Annotated in this window: 23 protein-coding genes; 12 read left to right on the top strand and 11 right to left on the bottom strand. The window is 59.5% G+C overall.

Going from position 1 to position 26561, the window contains the following annotated elements; genetic code table 11:
• Positions 1-32 precede the first annotated feature (32 nt).
• Positions 33-1241 carry an N-acetylmuramoyl-L-alanine amidase gene (locus PMI18_RS23685; RefSeq protein WP_007896550.1) on the top strand — a complete coding sequence of 403 codons (1209 nt, stop codon included), beginning with the start codon at positions 33-35 and terminating at the stop codon, positions 1239-1241.
• On the opposite strand, the gene PMI18_RS23690 is transcribed toward PMI18_RS23685, so the two are convergent.
• The gene (locus tag PMI18_RS23690; protein WP_007896548.1) at positions 1238-1615 is read right to left on the bottom strand and encodes a hypothetical protein; all 378 of its coding nucleotides are present in this window, start codon (positions 1613-1615) and stop codon (positions 1238-1240) included. The two genes, PMI18_RS23685 and PMI18_RS23690, sit on opposite strands and share 4 nt — an antisense overlap.
• Before the next feature lie 127 nt (positions 1616-1742).
• Between PMI18_RS23690 and dksA the strand changes: the two genes are divergently transcribed.
• From dksA to PMI18_RS23705, 3 genes are read left to right on the top strand one after another with little or no spacing between them, the layout of a single operon-like run.
• Positions 1743-2147 carry an RNA polymerase-binding protein DksA gene (dksA, locus tag PMI18_RS23695; RefSeq protein ID WP_007896547.1) on the top strand — a complete coding sequence of 135 codons (405 nt, stop codon included), beginning with the start codon at positions 1743-1745 and terminating at the stop codon, positions 2145-2147.
• A gap of 28 nt (positions 2148-2175) precedes the next feature.
• On the top strand, positions 2176-3384 hold the full coding sequence (zigA, locus tag PMI18_RS23700) for a zinc metallochaperone GTPase ZigA (RefSeq protein ID WP_007896543.1): 1209 nt from the start codon (positions 2176-2178) through the stop codon (positions 3382-3384).
• On the top strand, positions 3384-4034 hold the full coding sequence (locus PMI18_RS23705; protein ID WP_007896542.1) for a DUF1826 domain-containing protein: 651 nt from the start codon (positions 3384-3386) through the stop codon (positions 4032-4034). Before zigA ends, PMI18_RS23705 begins: the two co-directional genes overlap by 1 nt.
• Before the next feature lie 4 nt (positions 4035-4038).
• Here PMI18_RS23705 and PMI18_RS23710 read toward each other — a convergent pair whose 3' ends face one another.
• Complete coding sequence (locus PMI18_RS23710; RefSeq protein ID WP_007896541.1) at positions 4039-4395, bottom strand: hypothetical protein; 357 nt, start codon at positions 4393-4395, stop codon at positions 4039-4041.
• A 27-nt stretch (positions 4396-4422) separates the two neighbouring features.
• Here PMI18_RS23710 and PMI18_RS23715 point away from each other — a divergent pair, with 27 nt between their 5' ends.
• Positions 4423-5385, top strand: coding sequence for a CobW family GTP-binding protein (locus PMI18_RS23715; RefSeq protein WP_007896540.1), 963 nt, complete (start codon positions 4423-4425; stop codon positions 5383-5385).
• Positions 5386-5496: 111 nt separating this feature from the next.
• On the opposite strand, the gene PMI18_RS23720 is transcribed toward PMI18_RS23715, so the two are convergent.
• The gene (locus PMI18_RS23720; protein WP_007896535.1) at positions 5497-5910 is read right to left on the bottom strand and encodes a DUF3301 domain-containing protein; all 414 of its coding nucleotides are present in this window, start codon (positions 5908-5910) and stop codon (positions 5497-5499) included.
• A 120-nt stretch (positions 5911-6030) separates the two neighbouring features.
• Here PMI18_RS23720 and pdxY point away from each other — a divergent pair, with 120 nt between their 5' ends.
• Entirely contained in the window at positions 6031-6903 is an 873-nt protein-coding gene (gene pdxY, locus PMI18_RS23725; RefSeq protein WP_007896534.1) for a pyridoxal kinase PdxY, read from the top strand.
• Between the two features lie 94 nt (positions 6904-6997).
• Here pdxY and PMI18_RS23730 read toward each other — a convergent pair whose 3' ends face one another.
• Positions 6998-7480 carry an acyl-CoA thioesterase gene (locus PMI18_RS23730; protein ID WP_007896533.1) on the bottom strand — a complete coding sequence of 161 codons (483 nt, stop codon included), beginning with the start codon at positions 7478-7480 and terminating at the stop codon, positions 6998-7000.
• 196 nt (positions 7481-7676) lie between these two features.
• Here PMI18_RS23730 and PMI18_RS23735 point away from each other — a divergent pair, with 196 nt between their 5' ends.
• Positions 7677-9440, top strand: a complete 1764-nt coding sequence (locus tag PMI18_RS23735) for a cation:proton antiporter (protein WP_007896532.1) — start codon at positions 7677-7679, stop codon at positions 9438-9440.
• Between the two features lie 22 nt (positions 9441-9462).
• Here PMI18_RS23735 and PMI18_RS23740 read toward each other — a convergent pair whose 3' ends face one another.
• The 3 genes from PMI18_RS23740 to uvrD all read right to left on the bottom strand — a co-directional run bounded on the left by PMI18_RS23740 (position 9463) and on the right by uvrD (position 13343).
• Positions 9463-9870, bottom strand: coding sequence for an SMI1/KNR4 family protein (locus tag PMI18_RS23740; protein ID WP_007896531.1), 408 nt, complete (start codon positions 9868-9870; stop codon positions 9463-9465).
• A 136-nt stretch (positions 9871-10006) separates the two neighbouring features.
• Entirely contained in the window at positions 10007-10882 is an 876-nt protein-coding gene (locus PMI18_RS23745) for a Tim44 domain-containing protein (RefSeq protein WP_007896530.1), read from the bottom strand.
• Between the two features lie 277 nt (positions 10883-11159).
• Positions 11160-13343, bottom strand: a complete 2184-nt coding sequence (uvrD, locus tag PMI18_RS23750) for a DNA helicase II (RefSeq protein ID WP_007896529.1) — start codon at positions 13341-13343, stop codon at positions 11160-11162.
• A 259-nt stretch (positions 13344-13602) separates the two neighbouring features.
• Between uvrD and PMI18_RS23755 the strand changes: the two genes are divergently transcribed.
• The 3 genes from PMI18_RS23755 (at position 13603) to PMI18_RS23765 (ending at position 18050) form a co-directional block, all read left to right on the top strand.
• Complete coding sequence (locus PMI18_RS23755; protein WP_007896528.1) at positions 13603-16476, top strand: EAL domain-containing protein; 2874 nt, start codon at positions 13603-13605, stop codon at positions 16474-16476.
• 271 nt (positions 16477-16747) lie between these two features.
• Complete coding sequence (gene hexR / locus PMI18_RS23760; protein ID WP_007896526.1) at positions 16748-17614, top strand: transcriptional regulator HexR; 867 nt, start codon at positions 16748-16750, stop codon at positions 17612-17614.
• Positions 17615-17837: 223 nt separating this feature from the next.
• A complete protein-coding gene (locus PMI18_RS23765) occupies positions 17838-18050 on the top strand; it encodes a PA3496 family putative envelope integrity protein (protein WP_007896525.1) in 213 nt (70 codons plus the stop codon).
• On the opposite strand, the gene PMI18_RS23770 is transcribed toward PMI18_RS23765, so the two are convergent.
• Positions 17992-18954 carry a LysR family transcriptional regulator gene (locus tag PMI18_RS23770; protein WP_007896524.1) on the bottom strand — a complete coding sequence of 321 codons (963 nt, stop codon included), beginning with the start codon at positions 18952-18954 and terminating at the stop codon, positions 17992-17994. The genes PMI18_RS23765 and PMI18_RS23770 overlap by 59 nt on opposite strands.
• 190 nt (positions 18955-19144) lie before the next feature.
• Between PMI18_RS23770 and PMI18_RS23775 the strand changes: the two genes are divergently transcribed.
• Both PMI18_RS23775 and oadA read left to right on the top strand, forming a co-directional pair.
• Complete coding sequence (locus tag PMI18_RS23775; protein WP_007896523.1) at positions 19145-20560, top strand: acetyl-CoA carboxylase biotin carboxylase subunit; 1416 nt, start codon at positions 19145-19147, stop codon at positions 20558-20560.
• An 11-nt stretch (positions 20561-20571) separates the two neighbouring features.
• Entirely contained in the window at positions 20572-22380 is a 1809-nt protein-coding gene (oadA, locus tag PMI18_RS23780; RefSeq protein WP_007896522.1) for a sodium-extruding oxaloacetate decarboxylase subunit alpha, read from the top strand.
• A 191-nt stretch (positions 22381-22571) separates the two neighbouring features.
• Here the strand turns inward: oadA and PMI18_RS23785 are convergent, their stop codons facing one another.
• From PMI18_RS23785 to PMI18_RS23795, 3 genes are all read right to left on the bottom strand, one after another.
• Positions 22572-24593 (bottom strand): autotransporter outer membrane beta-barrel domain-containing protein, encoded by a 2022-nt coding sequence (locus tag PMI18_RS23785; RefSeq protein WP_007896521.1) that lies wholly within the window; start codon positions 24591-24593, stop codon positions 22572-22574.
• A gap of 220 nt (positions 24594-24813) precedes the next feature.
• Complete coding sequence (locus PMI18_RS23790) at positions 24814-25650, bottom strand: amino acid ABC transporter permease (protein WP_007896520.1); 837 nt, start codon at positions 25648-25650, stop codon at positions 24814-24816.
• A complete protein-coding gene (locus PMI18_RS23795) occupies positions 25647-26468 on the bottom strand; it encodes an ABC transporter substrate-binding protein (protein ID WP_007896519.1) in 822 nt (273 codons plus the stop codon). Before PMI18_RS23795 ends, PMI18_RS23790 begins: the two co-directional genes overlap by 4 nt.
• Positions 26469-26561: the final 93 nt, after the last annotated feature.

Raw genomic sequence — 26561 nt, 5'->3', positions numbered from 1 at the left:
GACGATGCCTTTTTCGTGAGCGGGCCTTCACCATGCACAGACGTCACTTGCTCAACCTGATTCTGGCCAGCGCGGCCTTCGCTTTTCCCTTTAGTGCGTCGGCCACGCAAATTCGCAATGCACGACTGTGGCGTTCGGACGACAAGCTGCGACTGGTGTTCGATCTGAGCGGGCCGGTGCAATACAAGACGTTTTCCTTGAGCGTACCGGAACGGCTGATCATCGATCTGAGTGGCGCCAATCTCAGCGGCGACCTCAGTCAGTTGGCACTCAGCAACACGGTGATCCGCTCAATTCGCTCCGGACATTTCGGCCAGGGCGATACGCGGATCGTCCTCGACCTCAGCGGCCCGGTGCAGCTCAACAGTTTCCTGCTGGCGCCACAGGACGGGCAGGGGCACCGATTGGTGCTCGATCTGAAGCCCGTTGCGCCGCTACAGATCGCGGCGGCGCCGCTGGATAAGCGTGAACCCGTCACCGACAAGGCCCACCCCAAGCGCGACATCATCGTAGTGGTCGACCCGGGTCACGGCGGCAAAGACCCGGGCGCGGTCGGTGCCAAAGGTGAGCGGGAAAAAGACGTGGTGCTGTCGATCGCCCAATTGCTGGCCAAGCGGCTGAAGCGCGAGAAGGGCTTCGATGTGAAACTGGTGCGCAACGACGACTTCTTCGTCCCGCTGCGTAAACGCGTGGAGATCGCCCGCAAGCACAATGCCGACATGTTCATCTCGGTTCATGCGGATGCGGCGCCGCGTCTCACCGCTTCAGGTGCGTCGGTGTACTGCCTGTCCGAAGGTGGCGCGACCTCGGCCACGGCGCGCTTCATGGCGCAACGGGAGAACGGTGCAGACCTGCTGGGCGCCACCAGCCTGCTCAATCTCAAGGATAAGGACCCGATGCTCGCCGGGGTGATTCTCGACATGTCGATGAATGCCACCATCGCCGCCAGCTTGCAGTTGGGCAGCACGGTGCTCGGCAGCCTCGCGGGCATCACCACGCTGCATCAGAAGCGCGTGGAACAAGCGGGATTCGCTGTATTGAAGTCGCCGGATGTGCCGTCGATTCTGGTGGAAACCGGCTTCATCTCGAACGCCCGCGACAGTCAGCGACTGGTGACTGCCCGCCATCAGCAAGCCGTGGCGGATGGTTTGTTCGAAGGTTTGCAGCGCTATTTTCAGAAGAACCCACCGATGAATAGCTACATCGCCTGGCAGCAGGAACAGAAAAAGACGCAGGCCTAGCAGCCGGTCATCCGGCTGCACGTGAACTTGCCGCTGCTGCCGCCAGAGCTGGAAAACCGATTGATGGTTGTCCAGCCCACCCGGCGGTTGTAGCCGACCCAGGCTTCGCCATCGGACGCGATACCCGTGAAGAATGTCAGTTGCCCGTAGCGGCTGGTGGTTTGCGCCCATTGGCGTTTGCCGGCTACTTCGAAGCCGCGTAGATAGATCGTGTTACCGACGGTGTTAACGCTGTAGGCATTGCCGTCGGCATCTACGCAGGCCAGCAGATTGGCGCTGCGGGTGCAGTTGGCCAGGCTCGGGATTTGTCCCCAGGCATCGACCGCAATCAGCAGCGAAAGGCTCAATAGCGAGAGTTTCAGGGCGTTTCCCATGGCATTTCTCAAAAGGGCGGACGGTTTAAAGCATCGTGCCCTTTGTCGTGAGTAACAAGAGGGGAGTGGCTTATTTGCGTTGTTATGCTATAACATAAAAATACACCCGCTCTGATGATCCACCGCCATGACTGAACAAGAACTCCTCGCTCAACCCGCCGCCGATTACATGAACGACGCCCAGCAAGGTTTCTTTCGCGACCTGTTGCTGGCTCAGCGCAGCGAGCTGCAGGAGCGCATTAGCGGCGAGTTCGACGCGTTGCGCGAGCAGGAACCCCACAGCGATCCCGCCGACATCGGCAGCGCCGAAGAACAGCGCCAGTGGCAACTGCGCTTGCTGGAGCGGGAAAAGAAGCTCCTGGACAAGATCGACGAAGCCCTCGAGCACCTGGCTCGCGGTGAGTACGGCTGGTGTCGCGAAACCGGTGAGCCGATCGGCCTCAAACGCCTGCTGCTGCGACCCACCGCCACTCTGTGTATTGAAGCCAAAGAACGTGAAGAGCTGCGCGAACGCCATCAACGGGCGATTTGACCGGCCACATCCTGATGAGGAATACCTGATGCCCAATCGTCTCCCCGTGACCGTCCTGTCGGGCTTTCTCGGTGCCGGAAAAAGTACACTGCTTAATTACGTACTACGTAATCGCGAAAATTTGCGTGTCGCGGTGATCGTCAATGACATGAGTGAGATCAACATTGATGGCAGCGAAGTTCAGCGCGATGTCAGCCTGAATCGTGCCGAAGAAAAACTCGTGGAAATGAGTAACGGCTGCATCTGCTGCACCTTGAGGGAAGATTTGCTCGAAGAAGTCAGCAAACTCGCCAGAGACGGTCGTTTCGATTACCTGCTGATCGAGTCCACGGGCATTTCCGAGCCTTTGCCCGTAGCGGAAACCTTCACGTTTCGCGATGAAGAAGGGCAGAGCCTGGCGGACATCGCGCGGCTAGACACCATGGTTACCGTGGTCGACGGCATGAACTTCCTGCTCGACTATCAAGCCGCCGAAAGCCTCGCTTCCCGTGGCGAAACCCTGGGCGAGGAGGACGAACGTTCGATCACTGACCTGTTGATCGAGCAGATCGAATTCGCCGACGTGATCCTGATCAGCAAGATCGATTTGATCGGCAGTAACGAGCGCCAAGAGTTGATCGCGATCCTTGAACGGCTCAATTCCCAGGCGGAAATCATTCCGATGGTCATGGGCGAAGTGCCGCTCAAGAAAATCCTCAACACCGGGCGCTTCGACTTCGAAAAAGCCGCTCAGGCGCCGGGATGGTTGCAGGAATTGCGCGGTGAACACGTGCCGGAAACCGAGGAATACGGTATCGCCTCCACGGCCTATCGGGCGCGGCGACCGTTTCATCCACAGCGTTTCTTCAGCTTCATCGACCGCCCGTGGGTGAACGGCAAACTGTTGCGTTCCAAAGGCTTTTTTTGGCTGGCCAGCAAACACAGGGACGCTGGTAGCTGGTCCCAGGCCGGCGGTTTGATGCGCCACGGTTTTGCCGGGCGCTGGTGGCGTTTCGTGCCGAAAAACCAGTGGCCGCAAGACGAAGAAAGCACCGCCGGGATCATGGAAAACTGGATGGCGGCCACCGGTGATTGCCGCCAGGAACTGGTGTTTATCGGCCAGAACATCGACTTCGCGCAACTCACCGTCGAACTCGATAACTGCCTGCTGACGGACGATGAAATGGCCTTGGGTGTCGAGGGCTGGCAGTTACTGCCCGATCCGTTCGGTCCTTGGCACGAAGAGGCGGCCGCCTGATGTTGGCGCCCAGCCTGAAGCTGCGACCGGTCATTCGCCAGGTTCAAGGTGATACGCCAAAAGCGCTGACCGGAATTCTGGACGACGGCGTGAACCTCGCCCTCTGGCAACGCCAACTCCCGGCGCACATTGCCGATTTCGGTCGCTTGTTATTGTCCCTGAACGAGCCGCTGGCCGAGTCGCTGTCCCTGGAAATGCCCGGCGATGACGCTGAACCCAATCTCCACGGTTTAGCCTCAGGCTTCAGCGATCTGGAAGGCTACGAAGGCTTTATCGCCGATGTTTCCTGGCTGGTCAGCGCCTTCGCCTGCTTGTTGGGCGCCCAGCGTATCGGCCTGCGCCTGCGGGTTCTGGATACAGCCATGTGCCCGCGTTTCCACGTCGATCATGTGCCGGTGCGGTTGATCACCACCTACGCAGGTATCGGCAGCCAGTGGCTGAAAGAAGGGGCAATCGATCGCCGGCAATTAGGCAAACCTGAGGCCGAACCGCCGGATGAGTCGCTGATACAGCAGATCACCAGCGGCGAAGTGGCGCTGCTTAAAGGGGAGAAGTGGCACGGCAACGAAGGCTTCGGTTTGATCCACCGTTCGCCGCAACCGGCGCCGGGCGAGCGTCGTTTGATTCTGACCCTAGACTGGCTGAGTTAACGGCTCAAGGTTTGAGCCAGGTTCCTTGGCTCTGGGTTTCGCAAAACGGCTTCAAATATGCCGCATCGGTGGCCACGCCGTAATAGTGAATATCCTGCCGGTAAGGCATATTGGCGACTTGAGCGTTGCTGCACACCCCGAACGCGCCGGCAGGGCATTGGTCGACGTACTGCACCTCGACTTTCTGCCCGGGTAGATTCGGCTGGCAGAATCCGTCGGCGAACAGTTTTTCCGGGATGTTGCGGTTTTGCTGGCAGACCTTCACGTCGAGCCGCTCAGCCGTGCTGTGCACCACGCAGGCCTGAGCCAACGCTTCGCCCGATGTGAGCGCCAGAAGCAACGACCATCTCATCAACCGCATTCTTTACCTCCTCAGAAAACCTCGACCATGTTGCAGAACATTCCCACCCACGTCATTGCCGGCCCACTAGGTGCCGGCAAGACCAGCCTGATCAAGCACCTGCTGGCGCAACGGCCCGTGGGTGAGCGCTGGGCGGTGTTGATCAACGAGTTCGGCCAGATCGGTCTGGATGCCGCGCTATTGACCCAGGATGCCGATGGTATCGCACTGGGGGAAGTGGCCGGGGGCTGTTTGTGTTGCGTCAATGGTGCACCGTTTCAGATCGGCCTCGGGCGGTTGCTGCGTAAGGCACGACCGGATCGACTGTTCATCGAACCCTCCGGGCTGGGACATCCGGCGCAGTTACTCCGGCAATTGAGTGAGGCGCCGTGGCAAGGTGTCCTGGCGGTGCAGCCGTGCGTGCTGGTGCTGGACGCCCGGGCGCTCGCGGCCGGAAAACCGCTGCCTGCGGCGCAACTGCAAGCCTTGGACAGTGCCGGGTTGCTGTTGCTCAACAAGGCAGAAGGCCTCGACGATAGTGATCGCCAGCGAATTGCCGCACAGTTGCCGACGCGTCCTTTGTACTGGACGCAGCAAGCCGTCTTGCCATTGAGTGAGTTACCGGGGCTCGGGGCTCAGGCTGTCGGGGGTGTGGATAACTTTGTCATGCCCAAGGGATTGGCGCAGATGCCGACCATCTGGACCGACCCCACGCTGCCGATTTGCTTGAGTCAGGCGCAAGAGGGCGGCTGGAGTGTTGGATGGCGGTGGCATCCGAGTCAGATATTCGATGCCGTACTGATCGGGAAATGGCTTGAGCGCCTTGAATGGCGGCGGGCGAAGCTGGTTATCCACAGCGCCGAGGGTTGGGTGTCGGCGAATGCGCTGGATAACTCGTTACTGGAATGGCAGTCCAGCGAATGGCGTCGGGATTCGCGTATTGAGCTGATTTTCAGTGAGCAGCAGGCTGTCCCAGAACTGCAGGAAGGTTTGGCGGGGTGCCGCACTTAGGCAAATTAGCGAGTTTTTGTGCCGTTTTTGAAGGCCTCATCGCGGGCAAGCCCGCTCCCACAGGTACAGTGTGAACCTTGTGGGAGCGGTTTTAACTGACTGGCATCCGACTCATGGCCGCCACTTGGTGTGTTCTTGCCGCCACTGGCTCAGTTCAATCACCTCGGCTCTGGGCTTCGCGATATCGACCACCGGCGGAGTGTCGTCGAACGGCATCGGGTAGGGCGCGAGCTCGATCTGTGCGCTGTGGGCGCCGAACTGGGTGATGGTGCCGGTGTGGCGGGTTTCGCCGGTCACGGTGAATTCGAAGTTATACACACGGGCCAGGCGCCGACGGCCGTTGGCGTCTTTAATGAAAGCGATCTTCTTCAAGGCTACGTTGCCGTCCAGCAGCTCGATCCGCAGCTTGGCGCAATGCTGCATCACCCGCTCCAGCGCACGTTCGCGCAAGCCGTGGTTGTGCCACAACCACGCGCCACCGGTGGCGAGCAGCATCAGCACGAAGATATTTCCGAGGGTCAGCATCAACAGGGTGCTCCAACAAGATAGTGCCAGCTTAACTGCGTCGCCGGTCTGTCGTACAGGCTGCGTTTAGTCGCATACTGCGCGGCTCGAATTTCAATCGTTTGACGGAAAACTCACCGAATGAAGCGTACGCCCCATCTGCTCGCCATCCAGTCCCACGTGGTGTTCGGCCACGCTGGCAACAGCGCCGCGGTTTTCCCGATGCAGCGGGTCGGGGTGAACGTCTGGCCGCTCAATACCGTGCAGTTCTCCAACCACACGCAATATGGCCAGTGGGCGGGTGAAGTGCTGGCCCCGCATCAGATTCCGGAATTGGTGGAAGGGATCGCCGCGATTGGCGAGCTGGGCAATTGCGATGCCGTGTTGTCCGGTTACCTCGGTAGCGCAGCCCAGGGCCGGGCGATTCTCGCGGGCGTGGAACGAATCAAATCGATCAATCCCAAAGCGGTATACCTCTGCGACCCGGTGATGGGCCATCCGGAGAAGGGCTGCACCGTTCCAGCCGAGGTCAGCGATTTTCTGCTGGAAGAGGCGGCAGCGGTGGCCGACTTCATGTGCCCGAACCAGTTGGAGCTGAACAGCTTCTCGGGGCGCAAGGCGCAGTCACTGTTCGATTGCCTGGCCATGGCGCGAGCGCTGTTGGCGCGCGGTCCGAAGGCGGTGCTGGTCAAGCATCTGGACTATCCCGGCAAATTGGCGGATGGCTTCGAGATGTTGCTGGTGACCGCCGAAGGCAGCTGGCACCTGCGTCGGCCGCTGCTGGCGTTTCCGCGTCAGCCGGTGGGCGTTGGCGATCTGACTGCCGGGCTGTTCCTGGCACGCGTGCTGCTGGGTGACAGTCTGGTGAGTGCCTTCGAATTCACCGCGGCGGCGGTGCATGAAGTGATGCTGGAAACCCAGGCTTGCGCCAGCTACGAGCTGGAACTGGTGCGGGCGCAGGACCGGATCGCCCATCCGCGGGTGCGGTTCGAAGCGACGGCGATCAGCCTTTAAAAGCTTCGCGGGCAAGCCTCGCTCCTACACAGGGATGGCGCATTACCCGTAGGAGCGAGGCTTGCCCGCGAAAGCGATCTAAAGACCAAACACCTCAGGCGTCGCCCTTGATGTCCTGATAACGCTTTTCCAGTTCCTGACGAATCTGCCGACGCTGCTGCGCCTGCATGTACCGACGCTTGTCTTCACTGTTCTGCGGTTGCAGCGGCGGGACCGCGGCCGGTTTGCGCTGGTCATCCACCGCGACCATGGTGAAGAAACAGCTGTTGGTGTGACGCACCGAGCGCTCGCGGATGTTCTCGGTTACGACCTTGATGCCCACCTCCATCGAGGTGTTGCCGGTGTAGTTGACCGACGCCAGAAAGGTCACCAGTTCGCCGACGTGAATCGGCTCGCGGAAGATCACCTGATCCACCGACAGGGTCACCACATAGCGGCCGGCATAGCGGCTGGCGCAGGCGTAGGCCACTTCATCGAGGTATTTGAGCAGGGTGCCACCGTGGACATTGCCAGAAAAATTGGCCATGTCGGGGGTCATCAATACCGTCATCGACAGCTGGGCGTTTCCGGGTTCCATAACGTACTCACGGGTTCAAGGCAGGATTCGGGGTTACACCTCTGCGGGTGCTTGGTTTTTCAAACCAACAGTTATCGGGACGCCGGGCGGATGGTCGCCGTCACTCCCGGATCGATCTGTTTCCATATATTGCACCGCCTTTCTGCCAGAAGTCGCGGTGTTACCCTTCGAAAGGCCACTCCAAGGAGCCTACGCCATGCATGCCATCAGTTTCATTCAGGATCTGGCAGTGATCATGTTGATCGCGGGTGTGGTGACCGTGCTCTTTCATCGTTTCAAACAACCGGTGGTGCTCGGCTATATCGTCGCCGGCTTCATCATCGGCCCGCACACGCCGCCGTTCAGCCTGATCCACGATGAAGCAACCATCAAGACCCTCGCCGAACTCGGGGTGATTTTCCTGATGTTCTGCCTGGGGCTGGAGTTCAGCCTGCGCAAGCTGTTCAAGGTCGGTGCCACGGCGTTCATCGCAGCGTTCCTGGAAATCGTCCTGATGATCTGGATCGGCTATGAAATCGGCCGCTGGTTCGACTGGAATACCATGGATTCGCTGTTCCTCGGCGCGATCCTGGCGATTTCCTCGACCACCATCATCGTCAAGGCGCTCAACGACCTGAAGATGAAGAACGAGCGTTTTGCACAGCTGATCTTCGGCGTGCTGATCGTCGAAGACATCCTCGGCATTGGCATCATCGCGTTGCTGTCGAGCATCGCGGTCAGTGGAACCGTCAGTTCCGGAGAAGTGTTTTCCACGGTCGGCAAGCTTTCACTGTTCATGATTGTCGCACTGGTTATTGGCATTCTGCTGGTGCCCCGACTGCTGGCCTATGTGGCGAAATTCGACAGCAACGAGATGCTGCTGATCACCGTACTGGGCCTGTGTTTCGGCTTCTGCCTGTTGGTGGTCAAACTTGAATACAGCATGGTCCTCGGCGCGTTCCTGATTGGCGCGATCATGGCTGAATCGCGACAACTGCTGAAGATCGAGCAGTTGATCGAGCCGGTTCGCGACCTGTTTAGTGCCATCTTCTTCGTCGCCATCGGCCTGATGCTCGACCCGATGATCCTGCTGCAATACGCCTGGCCGATCGCGGTGATTACCGTGGCTGTGGTGCTGGGCAAGATGCTTTCCTGCGGCCTCGGTGCTTTTATCGCCGGCAATGACGGACGCACCTCCCTGCGAGTGGGGATGGGGCTTTCACAGATTGGCGAATTCTCCTTCATCATCGCAGCGTTGGGCATGACGCTGCAGGTCACCAGCAACTTTCTCTACCCGGTGGCGGTGGCCGTTTCGGTGATCACCACGCTGTTGACGCCGTATCTGATTCGCGCAGCCGATCCGCTGTCGATCAAGCTTGCTGCGGTGATGCCGCAGCGTCTGGGCCGTGTGCTGGGGATGTATGGTGAATGGCTGCGCAGCATTCAGCCTCAGGGTGAGGGCGCACTGTTGGCGTCGATGATTCGGCGGATTCTGTTGCAGGTAGGGGTCAATCTGGCGTTGGTGATTGCGATCTTTCTCTCGGGCGCGTTCTTCGCCGAGCGCATGTCCGTTTACCTGCAAGCCTGGGTCAGCGACCCGAGCTGGCAGAAAGCGTTGATCTGGGGCGGGGCGTTGCTGTTGTCACTGCCGTTCCTGATCGCCGCCTATCGCAAGCTCAAGGCGCTGTCGATGCTGCTGGCAGAGATGGGTGTGAAGCCGGAAATGGCCGGTCGCCACACACAACGAGTGCGTCGGGTGATCGCTGAAGTGATCCCGATACTCTCGTTGTGTGTGATTTTCCTGCTGCTGGCAGCCTTGTCGGCCAGTATTCTGCCGACCAACAAGTTGCTGGTGCTGATCGTCATCGTCGCGGCCGCGGTGGCGGCGCTGCTCTGGCGCTGGTTCATCCGCGTGCATACGCGGATGCAGGTGGCTTTGCTGGAAACGCTGGACAATCACAAGGAATCGTCCGGGCATTGAACACGCGATGCATCAGGGTAAATCAGCTTTCCAGCCAGACGTCCCGCGCCCAGTGCCATACCGATTCCCAGGTTTCTTCGGCGAGCAACTCTTCTTCGGCCAACCACAGCACCACGGTGCCGTCTTCTTCAACGCAGTAGTAGTTATCGCCGTCCTGGCAGATCGGAATCAGGCTGCGATCAACGCCAGCGTCCCAGGCGTTGGCGGCAACATCTGGCAGGTAGGTGTGGGACTGCGGATCGGTGACGGTCACTGGCTCCAGGCTGCCATAGACCACGTCGCTGACGGTCAGCAAAAATTCTCTGAAGACGAATGGGATATCGATGAACAGTTGCTCTTCGATTTCCACAATCTGATCTTCGTCGGGCAACTCCAAGGGGACCGGTACCGGTTCGTTGGCTTCACGCAGTTGTTCGATGATTTCTTCCACGTCCGGGATCCTCTTGCTTGATGGCGCGGTTTAGTTGGGGCGGTTTATACAGTAGCTCGCTATAGATGCAACCGCGAAATAGAAAACCCCGGCCGAGGCCGGGGTTTTATTACGACAGGTGAAACGCGGGAAGTGATCAGCCGTTCTGGCGGATACCGGCCACCAGCCAAGGCTGGTTTTCGCCCTGCGCACGTTCCATGTTCCAGCTTTCGCTGAACACTTCGCCCTGATCAAAGCGCGAGGACTTCGACACACCGCTGAAGGTCAGGGTGGCGATAGTCTTGTCCGCACGGTCATCAACGCCATCCAGTTGTACCTGGAGGTTATCGATGTAGGTCGACTGGAAGCCGTCGCCCAGATCGGCACGTTCGCGCTTGAGGAACTCCAGCAGTTGCGGAGTCACGAACTCGGCGATCTTGTCCATTTCGTTGGCGTCCCAGTGTTGCTGCAGGGACTGGAAGTGGTTGCGGGCCGCTTCAATGAAGTTGTGTTCATTGAACCAGGCCGGTGCGTTGATCACCGGACGAGCGGCAACCGGTGCTGCCGAGCCGCCGAAGATCGAACCCATGGCTGTTGGTTTCTGTTCGAACACTTCACGCTGCATCGGCGCGCCGGCTGGAGCCATATGCTCCTGCTGCTTGCGACGACGGGCGGCGATGAAGCGGAAGACCAGGAAGGCGATGACCGCCATGATCAGGATGTCAAAGATCTGCATGCCCTGGAAGCCGTCGCCCATGAACATGGAGGCCAGCAGGCCACCGGCGGCGATACCGGCCAGAGGGCCGAGCCAGCGCGAAGCACCGCCGGCCTTGGCGGCGGCGCCAGCAGCACCGGCCGCGCCCGCAGTGGCAGCAGCGCCGCCTGCAGCAGAAGAAGGAGCCATTTGGCTGGTCTGGTGAGTCGGCGCAGCGCCGGAGCTCTTGCCGCCACCAAAGCGCTTGGCGGCATTGGCGTCGAGGCTCATCGTCAGGCCAATGCACAACGCCATGGCGATGCTAAGAAAACGTTTCATAAAGGGAATTCCCATTTGTGGAAGGCACGCGCGCCATGTTGCACAGCTGAAGTGTTGCTGGCTAGCGGCAGAGTGTTTCGGGCTTTTGCCTGACAGGTAGTGTTCAGCTTCCGGTCACGCAATAAGACTTGTTAATTTTGGTTTGTAGGACGAGTGGATAAGTTCTGTAGGAAGGATGTCTGGTCGGCCTTGGAAAAAGATCGCAGCCTTCGGCAGCTCCTACAGGGTGTGCACATTCCCATGTAGGAGCTGCCGAAGGCTGCGATCTTTTCAGCTTTTAAACGGCTTCCAGCTTGGCGTAACCCAGCATCAACCACTTGCTGCCTTCGCTGAAGTTCACCTGCACCCGCGCCTGAGCGCCGGCGCCTTCGAAATTCAGGATCACACCATCGCCGAACACCGAGTGCCGCACAGTCTGGCCGAGGCTGAACCCGGTGTCCGGGATCTCGCTGCCGCCGAACAGACTGCTGGAGCTCTGCTGCTGGCCACCGCCGAACGGACGGCTGACGCTGTTGGACAGCCGCACTTCCTGGATCAGGCCTTTCGGCACTTCACGTACGAAACGCGACACCTTGTTGTAGGTCTCGCTGCCGTACAGGCGTCGGGTTTCAGCATAGGTCAGCACCAGATTCTGCATCGCCCGGGTGATACCGACGTAGGCCAGGCGGCGCTCCTCTTCAAGACGGCCGGGTTCTTCCAGGCTCATCTTGTGCGGAAACAGGCCTTCTTCCATGCCCACCAGGAATACGTAAGGGAATTCCAGGCCCTTGGCGCTGTGCAGGGTCATCAGCTGAATGCTGTCTTCGTGTTCGTCGGCCTGGGTATCTCCGGCCTCCAGCGAGGCGTGACCGAGGAACGCCGCCAATGGCGACTGCTCTTCATCCTCTTCCGGGTTTTCGAAGTTGCGCGCGGCGCTGACCAGTTCCTCAAGGTTTTCTACCCGGGCCTGGCCTTTCTCGCCTTTCTCCGCCTGGTGGTAGGCAATCAGCCCCGACTGCTCGATCACGGTTTGGGTCATCAAGTGCAGCGGCATCTCCATGCACTTGGCGGCGAGCTCCTCGATCAGCTCCATAAATGCCCCAAGGGCACCGGCAGCGCGACCGGTCAGGCCTTTGTTGGCCACCAGCTGACGCATGGCTTCCCACATTGACACGTCGCTATGGCGCGCATGATCGCGGATCGCTTCGACGGTTTTTTCGCCAATGCCACGGGCCGGAACGTTGATCACGCGCTCAAGGGCCGCATCGTTGCCACGGCCTTCCAGCAAACGCATGTATGCCATGGCGTTCTTGATTTCAGCCCGTTCGAAGAAGCGCTGACCGCCATAAATGCGGTATGGAATGCGTTCGCGCAGCAAGGCTTCTTCCAAAACGCGCGATTGGGCGTTGGAGCGGTACAAAATCGCGATATCGCTGCGAGCCAAGCCAGTTTTCAGCGCGCCTTCGATGGTTTCAACCACGTAGCGTGCTTCATCGTGTTCGTTGAACGCCGCGTACAGATTGATTGCTTCGCCTTCGCCGCCATCGGTCCACAGCTCTTTGCCCATCCGCCCGGTATTGTTGGCGATCAGGGCGTTCGCGGCTTTGAGGATCCCGGCTGTGGAGCGGTAGTTTTGCTCCAGACGAATAATCTGGGCATCGGGGAAGTCGTCGGAATACTGATAAATGTTCTCGATTTTCGCGCCACGCCAGCCATAGATCGACTGATCGTCATCGCCGACCACCATCAGGCTGTCGCCACCCTTGGCCAGCAGACGCAACCAGGCGTACTGCACGGCGTTGGTGTCCTGGAATTCGTCCACCAGAATGTGCCGGAAGCGCTTCTGATAATGGGCGAGCAGGCCCGGGTGATCGCGCCACAGATCGAGGGCGCGCAACAGCAGTTCAGAGAAGTCGATGACGCCAGCGCGCAGGCACGCGGCCTCGTAGGCTTCATAAATGCTGCGCATGGTCGCCAGGAACAGATCGCCGCTGGCTTGAATATGTTGCGGACGCAGACCTTCGTCTTTCTGCCCGTTGATGAACCACTGGGCCTGCCGGACCGGCCAGCGTTGCTCGTCCAGACCCAGCTCGCGGATTACCCGCTTGACCAGCCGTTGCTGGTCGTCGCTGTCGAGAATCTGGAAAGTCTGGCTCAGGCCGGCTTCCTGCCAGTGCGCCCGCAGCAAGCGGTGCGCCAGGCCGTGGAAGGTGCCAACCCACATACCGGCCGGGTTGATACCCATCAGCTGCTCAATGCGATGACGCATCTCGGCAGCGGCCTTGTTGGTGAAGGTCACCGACAGAATGGAGTGGGGCGAAGCGTTTTCGACCTGGATCAGCCAGGCGATACGGTGCACCAGCACTCGGGTTTTACCGGAACCAGCACCGGCCAGGACCAACTGACGACCCACGGAGGCAGCTACGGCCTGACGTTGGGCATCGTTGAGGGAGTTCAGCAGAAGGGAGAGATCATCGCGCATCGGGGCATTCTAGGGTGCGCCGTCACACCGGGCAAACCGAGCTTTGCATTAGCCGATGAAAGAAGCACCGATGACGACCGGTCGGTCACCGGCTGCAAGCGTTGGCGGGGCTCGTCTGGCTGCTTTTGGAGTCTATGCGGGTAGCCGATATTTTTGTCTGTTTTATGACCTGAGGCAGTTTGGTCCGGGCATTTGCTTGTGTATGCTCCGTGCACAACTCGGGCTCGCATGCTCACTAATAAGAACAAGAACATTGCCTATGACCCTCAGCTCCGACCTGTCGGGCCCCTCTGTGGAGCCCCGGGTTATCCGCAAACAGTACGCCATGGAAATGGCGGTCGAACGCACGCGTCTGCTGTACCAGGGCTCGCTGTTGCCTACGCTGTTCATGCTGATCAACGGTCTGGTGTGCGCCGGGCTACTCTGGAGCCCGCAGCGTTACTTCGTGGTCAGCGTCTGGCTGATCTGGCTATTGTCGCTGGTGGCATTGCGGGTGATTCAGGTCGCGGCCTTCGATTCGGCGATTCCCAACCGTCAGGCCCATCCGGTCTGGCGTCGCATGTTCATGCTCGGCTCTGCGATGACTGGCCTGACCTTGGCCGGTGCCGGCATCGCGTTGGTGCCTGCTGACAATTTCATGCAGCAAGCCTGGGTATTCGGCCTGATCGGCGCCGCGGCGCTCTCGGCCAGCGTCGCTTATGCGGTCAGCCTGCCGGCTTTTCTGTCCTTTACCTTGCCCTGTCTGTTGCCGGCCATCGGCTATCTGTTCTGGGGCGGGGATGAGCAGGAACAGGGCTGGGGCTGGTTTGGGCTGATTTTGCTGGGTTCGTTGAGCGTGGTCGCCTGGCAGGTCAATCGGCTGATCAACCAGGGGCTGCTGCGGCGCTTTCAAAATCAGGCCCTGATCGAGCACTTGCAGCAGGCGCAAAGCCGCAGCGACCAGCTCAACCACGAGCTGGCCAGGGAAATCGATCAGCGCCGCCGTGCCGAAGACGAGTTACGCGAAACCCAAGTCGACCTCGAACACCGAGTCGCCCAACGCAGTCTGGAACTGGACGCCGCCAACCAGGCCTTGAGCAAGAGCGAAGCGCGGTTGGCGCTGGCGTTGAAGGCGAGCGAACTCGGGTTGTGGGACTGGAACCTGCAGACCGACGAAGTCCATCACACTCAGCTTCAGGAGTTGTTCGGGCTGGAGCCGGAATACGTAACGGCGATGCTCCGCCACCTCAAACCGCGGCTGCACCCCGACGACTTGCCATCGCTGAAGCGGGCGCTGGTCGAACACTTGAAAGGGCGCAGCGAGGATTATCAGATCGAGTATCGGGTACGGCATGGCGATGGTCATTGGGTCTGGATTGAGGACCGTGGCCGAGCGGTTGAACGCGCCGAGAACGGTCGGGTGATTCGCATGGTCGGCACTCGCCGCGATATCAGCGCCAGCAAGGGCCTGGAAGAACAGCGTCAACTGGCAGCGACGGTGTTCGAGGCGGCCAGCGAAGGCATTGTGATTTTCGACCCGAATTACGCGCTCATCGCCGTCAATCAAGCCTTCAGTCGGGTGACTGGCTACGACATCGACGACATGCTCGGGCGCAACGTGGTCGATTTGCCCTGCAGCCGCGACGCTCGCCGACATTACGCCGCGATTCATCAGGCGCTGGAGCAGCACGGTAGTTGGCAGGGCGAGCTGGTCGAAACGCGCAAGAATGGCGAGTTGTATCCGCAATGGCTGCAATTGAATGCCGTGCGCGATGCGCGGGGAAATGTGAGTCATATTGTCGGCTTCTTCGCCGATCTGTCTGCTCGGCGTGAATCCGAAGAGCGTATGCGCTACCTCACCCATTACGACGAACTCACAGGACTGGCCAACCGTTCGTTGTTCCACGAACGACTGCGCGAGGCTCATCAGCGGGTGCGCCAGGGCGGTCGGCGCAGCCTGGCGTTGCTGCACATCAATCTGGACCGATTCAAGCTGCTCAACGACAGCCTAGGCCACGAAATCGCCGATCAACTGTTGCAGAAAATGGCTCGACGCCTGGTCAATGCGCTGCCGGAAGCGGACACCATCGCCCGATTGTCCGGCGATGAATTCGCGGTCCTGTTCGATGCCTACGGCAACCTGTCGAGCCTGGCGCGCGTAGCGACCCGATTGTCGGCCAAGCTGCGTTTGCCAGTCACTGTCGAGGGTCATGAACTGGTGGTGAGTGCGTCCATGGGTATCAGCTTGTTGCCGGACACCGCGCGGGAGATTTCCGCGCTGGTCAGCCAGTCGAACATGGCCATGCAGCATGCCAAACACTTGGGCGGCAACAACTTCCAGTTTTACACCGACAGCCTGCAAGCCAGCACGATCGAGCGCCTGCAGCTCGAGAACCAGTTGCGCAAAGCCATCGAAGAAAAGCAGTTGCGGGTGTTCTATCAACCGAAACTCTGTCTGGCCACCGGCCGACTGAATGCCGCCGAGGCGTTGGTACGCTGGAATCACCCGACCCTGGGCCAAGTGCCGCCGGGGAATTTCATCGGCCTGGCCGAGGAAACCGGGCTGATCGGCGCCATCGGAGAGTTCGTTTTGCGCCAGGCCTGTTGGCAAGCCTGCGAGTGGCAACGTCAGGGACTGGAGCCGATTCGGGTGTCGGTCAACCTGTCGGTGCATCAATTGCGTTCAGGGAAACTGGTCAGCCTGGTGCGTCAGGTGCTGGAGGAAACCGGCCTGGCGCCGCACTACCTGGAACTGGAACTCACCGAAAGCCAGTTGCTGGACAGCGTCGAGCACATCATTGCGACCTTTCAGCAATTGCGCGATCTCGGCGTGAAACTGGCGATTGATGATTTTGGCACTGGCTATTCGTCCTTGAGTTACCTCAAGCGCATCCCCGTGGACTACGTGAAAATCGATCAGGCCTTTATCCGCGGTCTGGGGGAGAGCAGCGAGGATGCGGCGATCACCCGGGCGATCATCGCCATGGCCCATGGCCTGTCGTTGAAGGTGGTGGCTGAAGGGGTGGAGCGGCCGGAGCAGTTGGCGTTTCTGAAAGCCGAGCGCTGCGATGAAGTGCAGGGCTATTTGATCAGTCGTCCGGTCGAGGCGGCCGACCTGGGCGAGCTTTTACGTCGCGATGCCGATCCTTTGTAGCAGCTGCCGAAGGCTGCGTTCGGCTGCGAAGCAGTCGTAAAACCTGCTTGCCGGATTTTTCCTGTTAAAGCGTATTCATCTTCACGACGGCTTCGCAGCCGAACGCAGGCTTCGCCAGCCGCTACAAGGACCGAGAGGGCTACATGGAGCGCATGTCGCATGAAATGGGGACATTGAGTTACGCATTGAGCAGGCAAAAAGCCGATTCATGTAGTATAACTACAAGCGTGCTACATCCCCGGCACCTGCCAATAACAAAGAGTCCAGCCCCTTGAATCTGCTGCAACACATCGCCCAGTCCCGCCACCTGTTACGCAAGTCGGAGCTCAAAGTCGCCGACCACGTGCTGCTTGACCCTGCGGCGGTGATGCACAGCTCCATGGCCGACCTGGCCCACAGCGTGGGCATCAGCGAGCCGACCATCGTGCGGTTTTGCCGCGCCATTGGTTGCTCCGGGTTCCAGGATTTGAAATTGAAACTGGCGCAGAGCCTGGCGGCTGGCGCGAGCTTCGGGCAGTTCGCGATCCATGAAGACGATTCAGTCGCCGATTACAGCCTGAAAATCTTCGACACCACCCTGCATACGCTGATGGAGGTTCGCGAGAAACTCGATCCGGTGGAATTGCAGAGGGCTGTGTCGCTCATGTCTCAGGCCCAGCGCGTCGAGTTCTATGGATTCGGTGCTTCCGGCGCAGTGGCGGCGGATGCCCAGCACAAGTTCTTCCGTTTGTTGCTGACTGCAGCGGCGTATTCTGACCCGCACATGCAGGCGATGTCGGCGGTCACGCTGAAGCCGAGCGACGTGGCGATCTGTATTTCCCAGTCCGGACGTTCCAAGGACCTGTTGATCACGGCCAATCTGGTGCGAGAGAGCGGTGCTTCTCTGATCACGTTGTGCCCGAGCCAGACTCCGCTGGCCGAATTGTCGACCGTCAACTTGGCGATCGATGTCCACGAAGATACCGAAATCTATACGCCGCTGACGTCGCGCATTGCGCACCTGGTAGTGATCGATGTGCTGGCGATGGGCGTCGCCATGGCCCGCGGTCCGAGCCTGGTCAATCACCTGAAAAGCGTCAAACGCAGCCTTCGCAGCTTGCGGCTGTCGCCCAAATCGGTGAAAGCGCTGGACGATTAACTCAAAACTGTCACGGACCTTGTGGCGAGGGGGCTTGCCCCCGTTCGGCTGCGCAGCAGTCGCAAACGCTTTGGGGCCGCTACGCGACCCAACGGGGGCAAGCCCCCTCGCCACAGGTACAGCGTCGCCTGATGAATTTCATCAGTTTGTAACCTACAAGCAGCCAAACCGTCATCCCTCGCACCTATCTTGTAACTCCCGTACTCGCCTTGGGAGACTCGAAATGGCTCAGCCCTACGAAGAACGCAACAGCGCCGTCAAAACCCGTCGTCAGCAAGAAGATCAGCGCCGCATGGAATTTCGCCGCGCCATCGAAGATCGCTGCGAACGCCGCCAGCTACTGGCCGAAATTGGCGATTTTCCTGACGATCTCGAACTCAACTACTGGCAGGCGGCACCGACAGCTTCCCGTCGAAACGCTCAACCAGCGCGCTGATCTGCACCCGCTCGCTGCGAATAAACGCAAGGAACGCGTGCGCCACCGGTGACAGCCGTTTCGCCTTGGCTTGCACCAGGCACCAGCTGCGGTACAACGGCAGCTCTTCGACCGGCAACTCGATCAATCCGCCGGTCGCCAACTCAAGGTTCAGGGCGTGACGCGTCAACAGCGCCACGCCCAGACCCGCCAGCACACATTCACGCTGTGCTTCGGCTGACGAGACTTCCTGGGTCTGGTTGAAGTGCACGCGCTTCTCTTTAAAATATTCTTCGCAAGCCAGCCGCGTCCCGGAGCCGGATTCGCGCATCAGCAGTGTGTAGGGTTCAAGATCCTGCAAACGCAGCGGGCCCATGTGGCACAGCGGATGATCCGGTGGCGCCACGGCAACGATCGGGTTGTTGAGGAATGGCAAGAACTCCAGCCCCATGTCCTGTGGCACCATGGACATGATCACCAGGTCGTCGCGGTTGTCCGACAGTCGCCGGATGACCTGCCCGCGATTGACCACTGTCAGTTGCAGGTTCACTTCTGGATGTTGGCGCTTGAACGCGGCAAACAGGTGCGGCACAAAGTATTTGGCGCTCGATTCCACCGCCAGTTTCAGCTGACCCTGCAACGATCCCTGCATGTCCGAAAGCTGCATGTCGAGGTTTTCCAGGCGCCCGAAAATGTCCCGGCTGGCGCGCTGCAGTGCTTCGGCCGCCTCGGTCATGTAGAGTTTTTTGCCGACATAATCGAACAAGGGTTGGCCGATCAGCTCTTCGAGTTGACGAATCTGTAGGCTCACGGCAGGTTGTGTGAGAGACATTTCGTCGGCGGCGCGGCTGTAGGACCTTAAGTCGCACACCTCATTGAAGATCTGCAATTGACGCAAGGTCATACGCATCAATGACTTACGCATTTTCTAGAGATCCTGAGCGGAGGCTGATGCCTCAACTATAAGTCTTTGCTTATGTGTAACCCAATTATTATTCATTTTTGTTAATCCCTTGCGAAGGCTAGTGTGGAGCTGCGACTGAATTGAAACATTTGGTCACGCGTCGACCTGGTGTGACAGGTCGTGGGTACCACCGGCTCAAGGGAACCTCCAAGTGATAAAAAAGATCCTGATCGCCAACCGTGGTGAGATTGCCGTACGAATCGTGCGTGCCTGCGCCGAGATGGGCATTCGCTCCGTCGCGATCTATTCCGACGCCGACCGCCATGCCTTGCATGTGAAGCGTGCGGACGAGGCCCACAGCATCGGTGCCGAGCCACTGGCCGGCTACCTGAACCCGCGCAAGCTGGTGAACCTGGCGGTGGAAACCGGTTGCGATGCATTGCACCCTGGCTACGGCTTCCTTTCGGAAAATGCCGAGCTGGCAGATATCTGCGCCGAACGCGGTATCAAATTCATTGGTCCATCGGCTGAAGTGATTCGCCGCATGGGCGACAAGACCGAAGCGCGCCGCAGCATGATCAAGGCTGGCGTACCGGTCACCCCGGGCACCGAAGGCAACGTGTCGGGCATCGAAGAAGCCCTGACCGAAGGCGACCGCATCGGTTACCCGGTGATGCTCAAGGCCACCTCCGGTGGTGGCGGCCGCGGCATTCGTCGTTGCAACAGCCGCGAAGAACTCGAACAAGCCTTTCCACGGGTGATTTCCGAAGCCACCAAGGCTTTCGGTTCGGCAGAAGTGTTCCTGGAAAAATGCATCGTCAACCCGAAACACATCGAAGCGCAGATACTCGGTGACAGCTTTGGCAACGTGGTGCACCTGTTCGAGCGTGATTGCTCGATCCAGCGTCGCAACCAGAAGCTGATCGAGATCGCTCCGAGCCCGCAACTGACCCCGGAACAGCGTGCCTATATCGGCGACCTGTCGGTGCGTGCGGCCAAGGCCGTGGGTTACGAGAACGCCGGCACTGTGGAGTTCCTGCTCGCCGAGGGCGAGGTGTACTTCATGGAGATGAACACCCGGGTGCAGGTGGAACACACCATCACCGAAGAAATTACCGGCATCGATATTGTTCGCGAGCAGATCCGCATCGCGTCCGGCCTGCCGCTTTCGGTGAAACAGGAAGACATCCAGCACCGCGGTTTCGCGCTGCAGTTCCGGATCAACGCCGAAGACCCGAAAAACAACTTCCTGCCGAGCTTCGGCAAGATCACCCGTTACTACGCGCCCGGCGGTCCCGGCGTGCGTACCGACACAGCGATCTATACCGGCTACACCATTCCGCCGTTCTACGATTCGATGTGCCTGAAACTGGTGGTCTGGGCGCTGACCTGGGAAGAGGCGATGGACCGTGGCTTGCGTGCCCTGGACGACATGCGTCTGCAAGGGGTCAAGACCACCGCCGCGTATTACCAGGAAATCCTGCGTAACCCGGAATTCCGTAGCGGCCAGTTCAACACCAGCTTCGTTGAAAGCCACCCTGAACTGACCAATTACTCGATCAAGCGCAAACCCGAAGAGCTGGCCCTGGCCATCGCCGCCGCCATCGCCGCCCACGCAGGCCTGTGAGGAATAGAACAATGAGCAAGCAAATCCACGTTACCGACACAATCCTGCGCGACGCCCACCAATCGCTGCTCGCCACCCGCATGCGCACCGAAGACATGCTGCCGATCTGCGACAAGCTCGACAAAGTCGGCTACTGGTCGCTGGAATGCTGGGGCGGCGCGACCTTCGACGCTTGCGTCCGCTTCCTCAAAGAAGACCCGTGGGAGCGTCTGCGCCAACTGCGCGCGGCCTTGCCTAACACGCGTCTGCAAATGCTCCTGCGTGGCCAGAACCTGCTGGGCTACCGCCATTACAGCGACGACGTGGTCAAAGCCTTCGTTGCCAAGGCCGCAGTCAACGGCATCGACGTGTTCCGCATTTTCGATGCGATGAACGACGTGCGTAACCTGCGAGTCGCCATCGAAGCCGTGAAAGCCGCTGGCAAACACGCTCAAGGCACCATCGCCTACACCACCAGCCCGGTGCACACCATCGAGGCATTCGTGGCCCAAGCCAAACAAATGGAAGCCATGGGTTGCGACTCTGTGGCGATCAAGGACATGGCTGGCCTGTTGACCCCGTACGCCACGGGCGAATTGGTCAAGGCGCTAAAAAGCGAGCAATCGCTGCCCGTGTTCATTCACTCCCACGACACCGCCGGTCTGGCCGCGATGTGCCAACTCAAGGCCATCGAAAACGGCGCCGACCACATCGACACCGCAATCTCCAGCTTCGCTTGGGGCACCAGCCACCCGGGTACCGAGTCGATGGTCGCCGCCCTTAAAGGCAGCGAGTTCGACACCGGCTTGAACCTGGAACTGCTGCAAGAGATCGGCCTGTACTTCTACGCCGTGCGCAAGAAGTACCACCAGTTCGAAAGCGAGTTCACCGCCGTCGACACTCGCGTTCAAGTCAACCAGGTACCGGGCGGGATGATTTCCAACCTGGCCAACCAGTTGAAAGAGCAGGGCGCGCTGAACCGCATGAGCGAAGTGCTGGCGGAAATCCCGCGCGTTCGTGAAGACCTCGGCTTCCCGCCGCTGGTGACCCCGACCTCGCAAATCGTCGGCACCCAGGCGTTCTTCAACGTGCTGGCCGGCGAGCGCTACAAGACCATCACCAACGAAGTGAAGCTCTACCTGCAAGGCGGCTACGGCAAAGCACCGGGCACCGTGAACGAAAAACTGCGTCGTCAGGCGATCGGCAGCGAAGAAGTCATCGACGTCCGTCCAGCTGACCTGCTCAAGCCGGAAATGACCAAACTGCGTGCCGAAATCGGCGCCGTGGCCAAGTCTGAAGAAGACGTGCTGACCTACGCCATGTTCCCGGACATCGGCCGCAAGTTCCTCGAAGAGCGCGCAGCCGGCACCCTCACGCCAGAAGTGCTGTTGCCGATTCCGGAAGCGGGCGGCGTGGCGTCGGCCGGCGGCGAAGGCGTGCCGACCGAGTTCGTCATCGACGTTCACGGCGAAACCTACCGCGTCGACATCACCGGTGTCGGCGTCAAGTCGGAAGGCAAGCGCCACTTCTATCTGTCCATCGACGGCATGCCGGAAGAAGTGGTGTTCGAACCACTCAACGAGTTCGTCAGCGGTGGCAGCAGCAAGCGCAAGCAAGCCACTGCACCGGGCCACGTCAGCACCACCATGCCGGGCAACATCGTCGATGTTCTGGTCAAGGAAGGCGACACTGTGAAAGCCGGCCAAGCCGTGCTGATCACCGAAGCGATGAAGATGGAAACCGAAGTCCAATCGGCCATCGCCGGCAAAGTCACCGCCATCCACGTGGCCAAGGGCGACCGGGTGAACCCGGGCGAAATACTGATCGAGATCGAAGGCTGAGTTAACAGCCTCGATATACCGTTTTAAACCTCGGGGGGGCATGTGCTCCCCTTTTTTTTGCCCGATATTCCACCTGCCAAATGTGGGAGCGAGCCTGCTCGCGATAGCGGAGTATCAGCCAACCATGATGCTGAATGTCACATCGCATTCGCGAGCAGGCTCGCAGGTTCTGCATCAAGTCAGTGGGTTTATCAGAATGCCATCCGCCACTGCCCCATTACGCCATGACTGCGGCCGTCATTGCCGATCTCGCCGTTGTAACCGACACCGAACGTATGCCGAGTCGAAACCGCCAGCTCCAGCCCTGCATCAAGCATCAGGCTGTCGCGATCCAGAGCGGCGCCTTCGACGATGTAATTCTTTCCGCCGGTAGCCAGTCGCTGTTGAGTCTTGCTGTCGACATCACCATAAGTGTGTTTCCAGCCAGCGCTGAATCGCGGCGTCAGTTGCATGCCGTTATCCAGTGTCTTGAGCTGTGCGAGGCGCAGGCCGAAGGTGGTGCTGAAATTGTTCTGTGTTTGCCCATGGACCTGCAGTGCCGCCGCGCCGCCCTTTTCGGTGTAGCTGTCGCGTTGATAGCGCTGGTAGCCAATATTGGCAAAGGGCTCGGCGCTGAGGTTGCCCCTGCCGAGGTTGTAACCGACCTCTGTAAAGGCTTGCTGAGTGCTGGCGTTGTAACTGCCCTTTGGGCGATCGCTGAAACCGTTGAAAGCTACCCGCCGTTTGGTGCTGCCATCATGGTTGCTGTGAGTCGCGCCCAGGCGCAATGCCAGCGGACCACTTTGGCGCAGGGCGTAGGCGCCCAGGTGCCAGCTGTCGAGTTCGCCATCCAGTTGGCTGCCGTCCAGGCGCGTCTGCGATTGTCCGCCGATCACGCCCACACGCCACTGTTCATCGAGTGCCCAATCCGCGCCCAGTACCAGACCTTTGGTGGAGTGTTGCAGGGCGCTGCTGCCATGGCCGCGATCCAGTGTGCCGCCGTGACCCAGTGCTTGTAACCAGACCCTGCCAGTGGCTTCACCACCCGCCGCCAAACGTGGGGCTCCGCTCTGTCCGTTGAGGTCGCTGCTGTCCAATTGGCGCATGGCTGACAGCATGCTTCCGCTCACCGGTTTGACACTGCTCAGGGTGGCATTGGCCAGATTGGCATTGCTGCCGCCGGCCAGTTGTTCGATGGCGTAGGTGGCGGTGGCTTTGCTTGAACCCAGCAGGGCGGTGACAGCGGCGTTCAATTGGGTGGAAGGTTTCGCAGCTGTAACGGAGGGAGCCTGTGGTTGCGGGATATACGTTGACTCTTCGATGCTTTGAGCAAGTTCCCGACCGTTTTCAGTGATTGCGAGTCTCTCGATTGGTACATCATTGCGGGCGTAGGTCAGGTCGACACTTTTTCCGTCGTCGTAATGCAGGGTAGGGGTCATGAAGGCCAGGTCATTGAGCACCTTACCGAACTGGCCTTGCACCTTTCCGGCTTCGATGACGCGGTATTCGCTGGTAACCGGGTAGTCGCCCGGTGCTGCGACGATTTTCAGGGTGGCATCGCCGAGACTGGCGGTGCCGTCGACTTTAATCGTTTCACTGCGGCCATCGGCATTGACCTCATAGGCCAGTTCGGCGCTGTCGTGCAGTTCAAGATTGCCACTCACCTGTGGTGCTCCGTACAACGCATTGACCTCAAGGCGGCCTGCTACTGTCAGCTGGCCGACATGACCGTTGCCGCGAAAGGTCGCTCGTGTATCAATCGACACTGGGCCGGCGATACGTCCGCGATTGGTCAACACTGCGTTGCCCATCAACACGGCGCCGTCCCGGAAGTCATCTGTTCCCGTCAGCGTCCACTGGCCTCGCTTGATATGCAGTACGTTGAAGTTCCGGCTTTCCCCGAGTCCACCGCCGCTCGCGACATCAAGTTGCAGTACGTTTGTGCCGCCGCCCCCGTCAACCAGTCCATTGAAGCGACCACGTCCGCTGACGGTGACAAGGTCATGGGCGTCACCCAGTTTTAATGCGATACCTTCAGGTCCGGATTCTGCCTTGGTGACCTTGGTTGTGACGGTATCCGGATCCTTGATGAATGCCTCGATCCATGCCATCTGGTCGGCGGATGTCGGGGGGATGCTGGCTGGCTGTTGAGCAATTGCAGAGCCTGCATGGCCGAGGGCGAGGGAAATCGCCAGCGCCATGGAATGGGGTCGAAAAGTGCGTCGGATGGGCATCGGGTTCAGTCTCTCGTGGAAGGAGACCAAACTCTAAAATCGATGCCAATGCCCGGATGCCGGGCATTTCCGGGTGTTCCGCAAGGCACGGAGACTTCGCTTGTAGCCGAATCAACGGTGGGCTTCGAGCATCTACGAATTCACCTGCCCATCAGGCGTCTTTCCTTACAGCAATCCCGGAAGCTTCCATTGGCGAAATATCAAAAACGCGATCTTTTCGCTAACCCCGCTTCAAATACGCCTTCCCATAATGCCGTTCCATCCGCGCCTGAATCAGCTCCAGCCCAATCGACATCACCCAATAAATCACCGCTGCCGTCGTCAGCATTTCGATATAGCGATAGCTCGAGCGCCCATACGATTGCGCCAGGAACATCACTTCCCAAACCCCCATCACCGAAATCAGGGACGAGTCTTTGAGCATGGAGATGAACTGGTTGGTGGTGGGCGGGATGATGGTGCGCATGGCCTGGGGCAGGGTGACGCGCCAGAAGATCACGGTTTCGCGCATGCCCAGGGCCAATGATGCTTCGCGTTGGCCATGGGGGACGCCGAGGATGCCGGCGCGGAAGATTTCGCTCAGGTAGGCGCCGTAGTTCAGCGACAGGGCAATGATGCCGGCGGCGATGGCGCCCGGCACGATGCCGAGTTGTGGCAGGCCGAGGTAGATCAGCAGAATCTGGATCAGCAGCGGCGTGCCGCGAAAGAACGAGGCATAGAAGCTCGCGATGCCGAACGCCACGGCGCTTTTCGACAACCGGGCCAGGGCGGTGATGAAGCCCAGCAGCGATGACGCCACGATTGAGCACAGGCACAAAAACAGCGTCAGCGCCGCGCCTTGCAGAAAGCCGTTGGGCGCCAGGTGCAGGCCGATCAGGTTCGGCAGTTTGTCGAGGATGATCGAGAACTTCAGGTCGAAGCTCAGGAAAAAACTCGCGAACAAACCGAACATCGCTGCCCAGGTCAGGTACAGCCGTGTGCGGAAACCGAAAATCCGTTGCAGCATCGACTCAGCCACCGGTTGCGGCGGCTGAGGTGGTTTGGGGAAAGAAGTCATTTGCTGATGTCGGCACCGATCCATTTTTGCGACAGCTTGCTCAAGGTGCCGTCCTGTTTCAGCTGGGCAAACACATCACGTACTTTGGCGTCCCACTGGGCGTCGCCTTTTTCGATGGCCACCGAGTTCGGCTCCGAGTACAGCGGCTCACCGGCGAGCTTGAAACGCTTGTCTTCGTTCAGGCGCGGTTGCGCGGTCACCAGGTTGGTGAGAATCGCGTCCAGACGCACGCCAGCGCCCAGGCCCAAATCCTGGAACGCGACGTTGTCGGTGTCATACGGAGCGATCTGCACATTCTCGAACGGGTATTGCAGTCGGGTGTCTTCGGCGCCTTCGATCACCAGGTTTTTGTTCAGGTAGCTTTCATAGCTGGAGGCGCTGGTGAGACCGACTTTCTTGCCGCTAAGGTCCTTGGCGCCGTGAATGCTGTCGTTCTTGGCGTTGACCACAATCACCGCAGGGGAGGCGTAATACTCCACCGGGAAGTCGAAGACTTCGGCGCGGGCCTTGCTCGGGGTCATGGAGCAGATGCAGATGTCGTAACGCCCGCTCCAGCGACCGGCGGCGATTACGTCCCAGGACGGCGTTTCGAGGCGCAGCTTGACGCCCAGCTTGTTCGCCACGGCCTTGGCCACGTCGACGTCGAAACCGTCGAGCTGGTTTTGATCGTTGAGGAATGAGAAGGGTGGATAGCTTTCCATCAACACGCCCACCAGTTCTTTCTTTTGCTCGATGCGATCCAGAGTAGCGCCCGCAAAGGCTTGGGTAGAGGCAGCCAAAATCGTCAGGCCCAGGGCCAGCAGTGGTTGAAATTTCACAGTTGATCCCTGAAAAAAAGAGGTTGTTATTAACCGGGTGGTGCGTATTAAATAGTTATAAGAAAGACTCTGATAGTGAGTTATTTTCATAAG

It is taken from the genome of Pseudomonas sp. GM102, from assembly GCF_000282555.1.
In the GTDB taxonomy this organism is placed as follows: domain Bacteria; phylum Pseudomonadota; class Gammaproteobacteria; order Pseudomonadales; family Pseudomonadaceae; genus Aquipseudomonas.
This window is presented reverse-complemented; position numbering and strand designations above follow the sequence as displayed.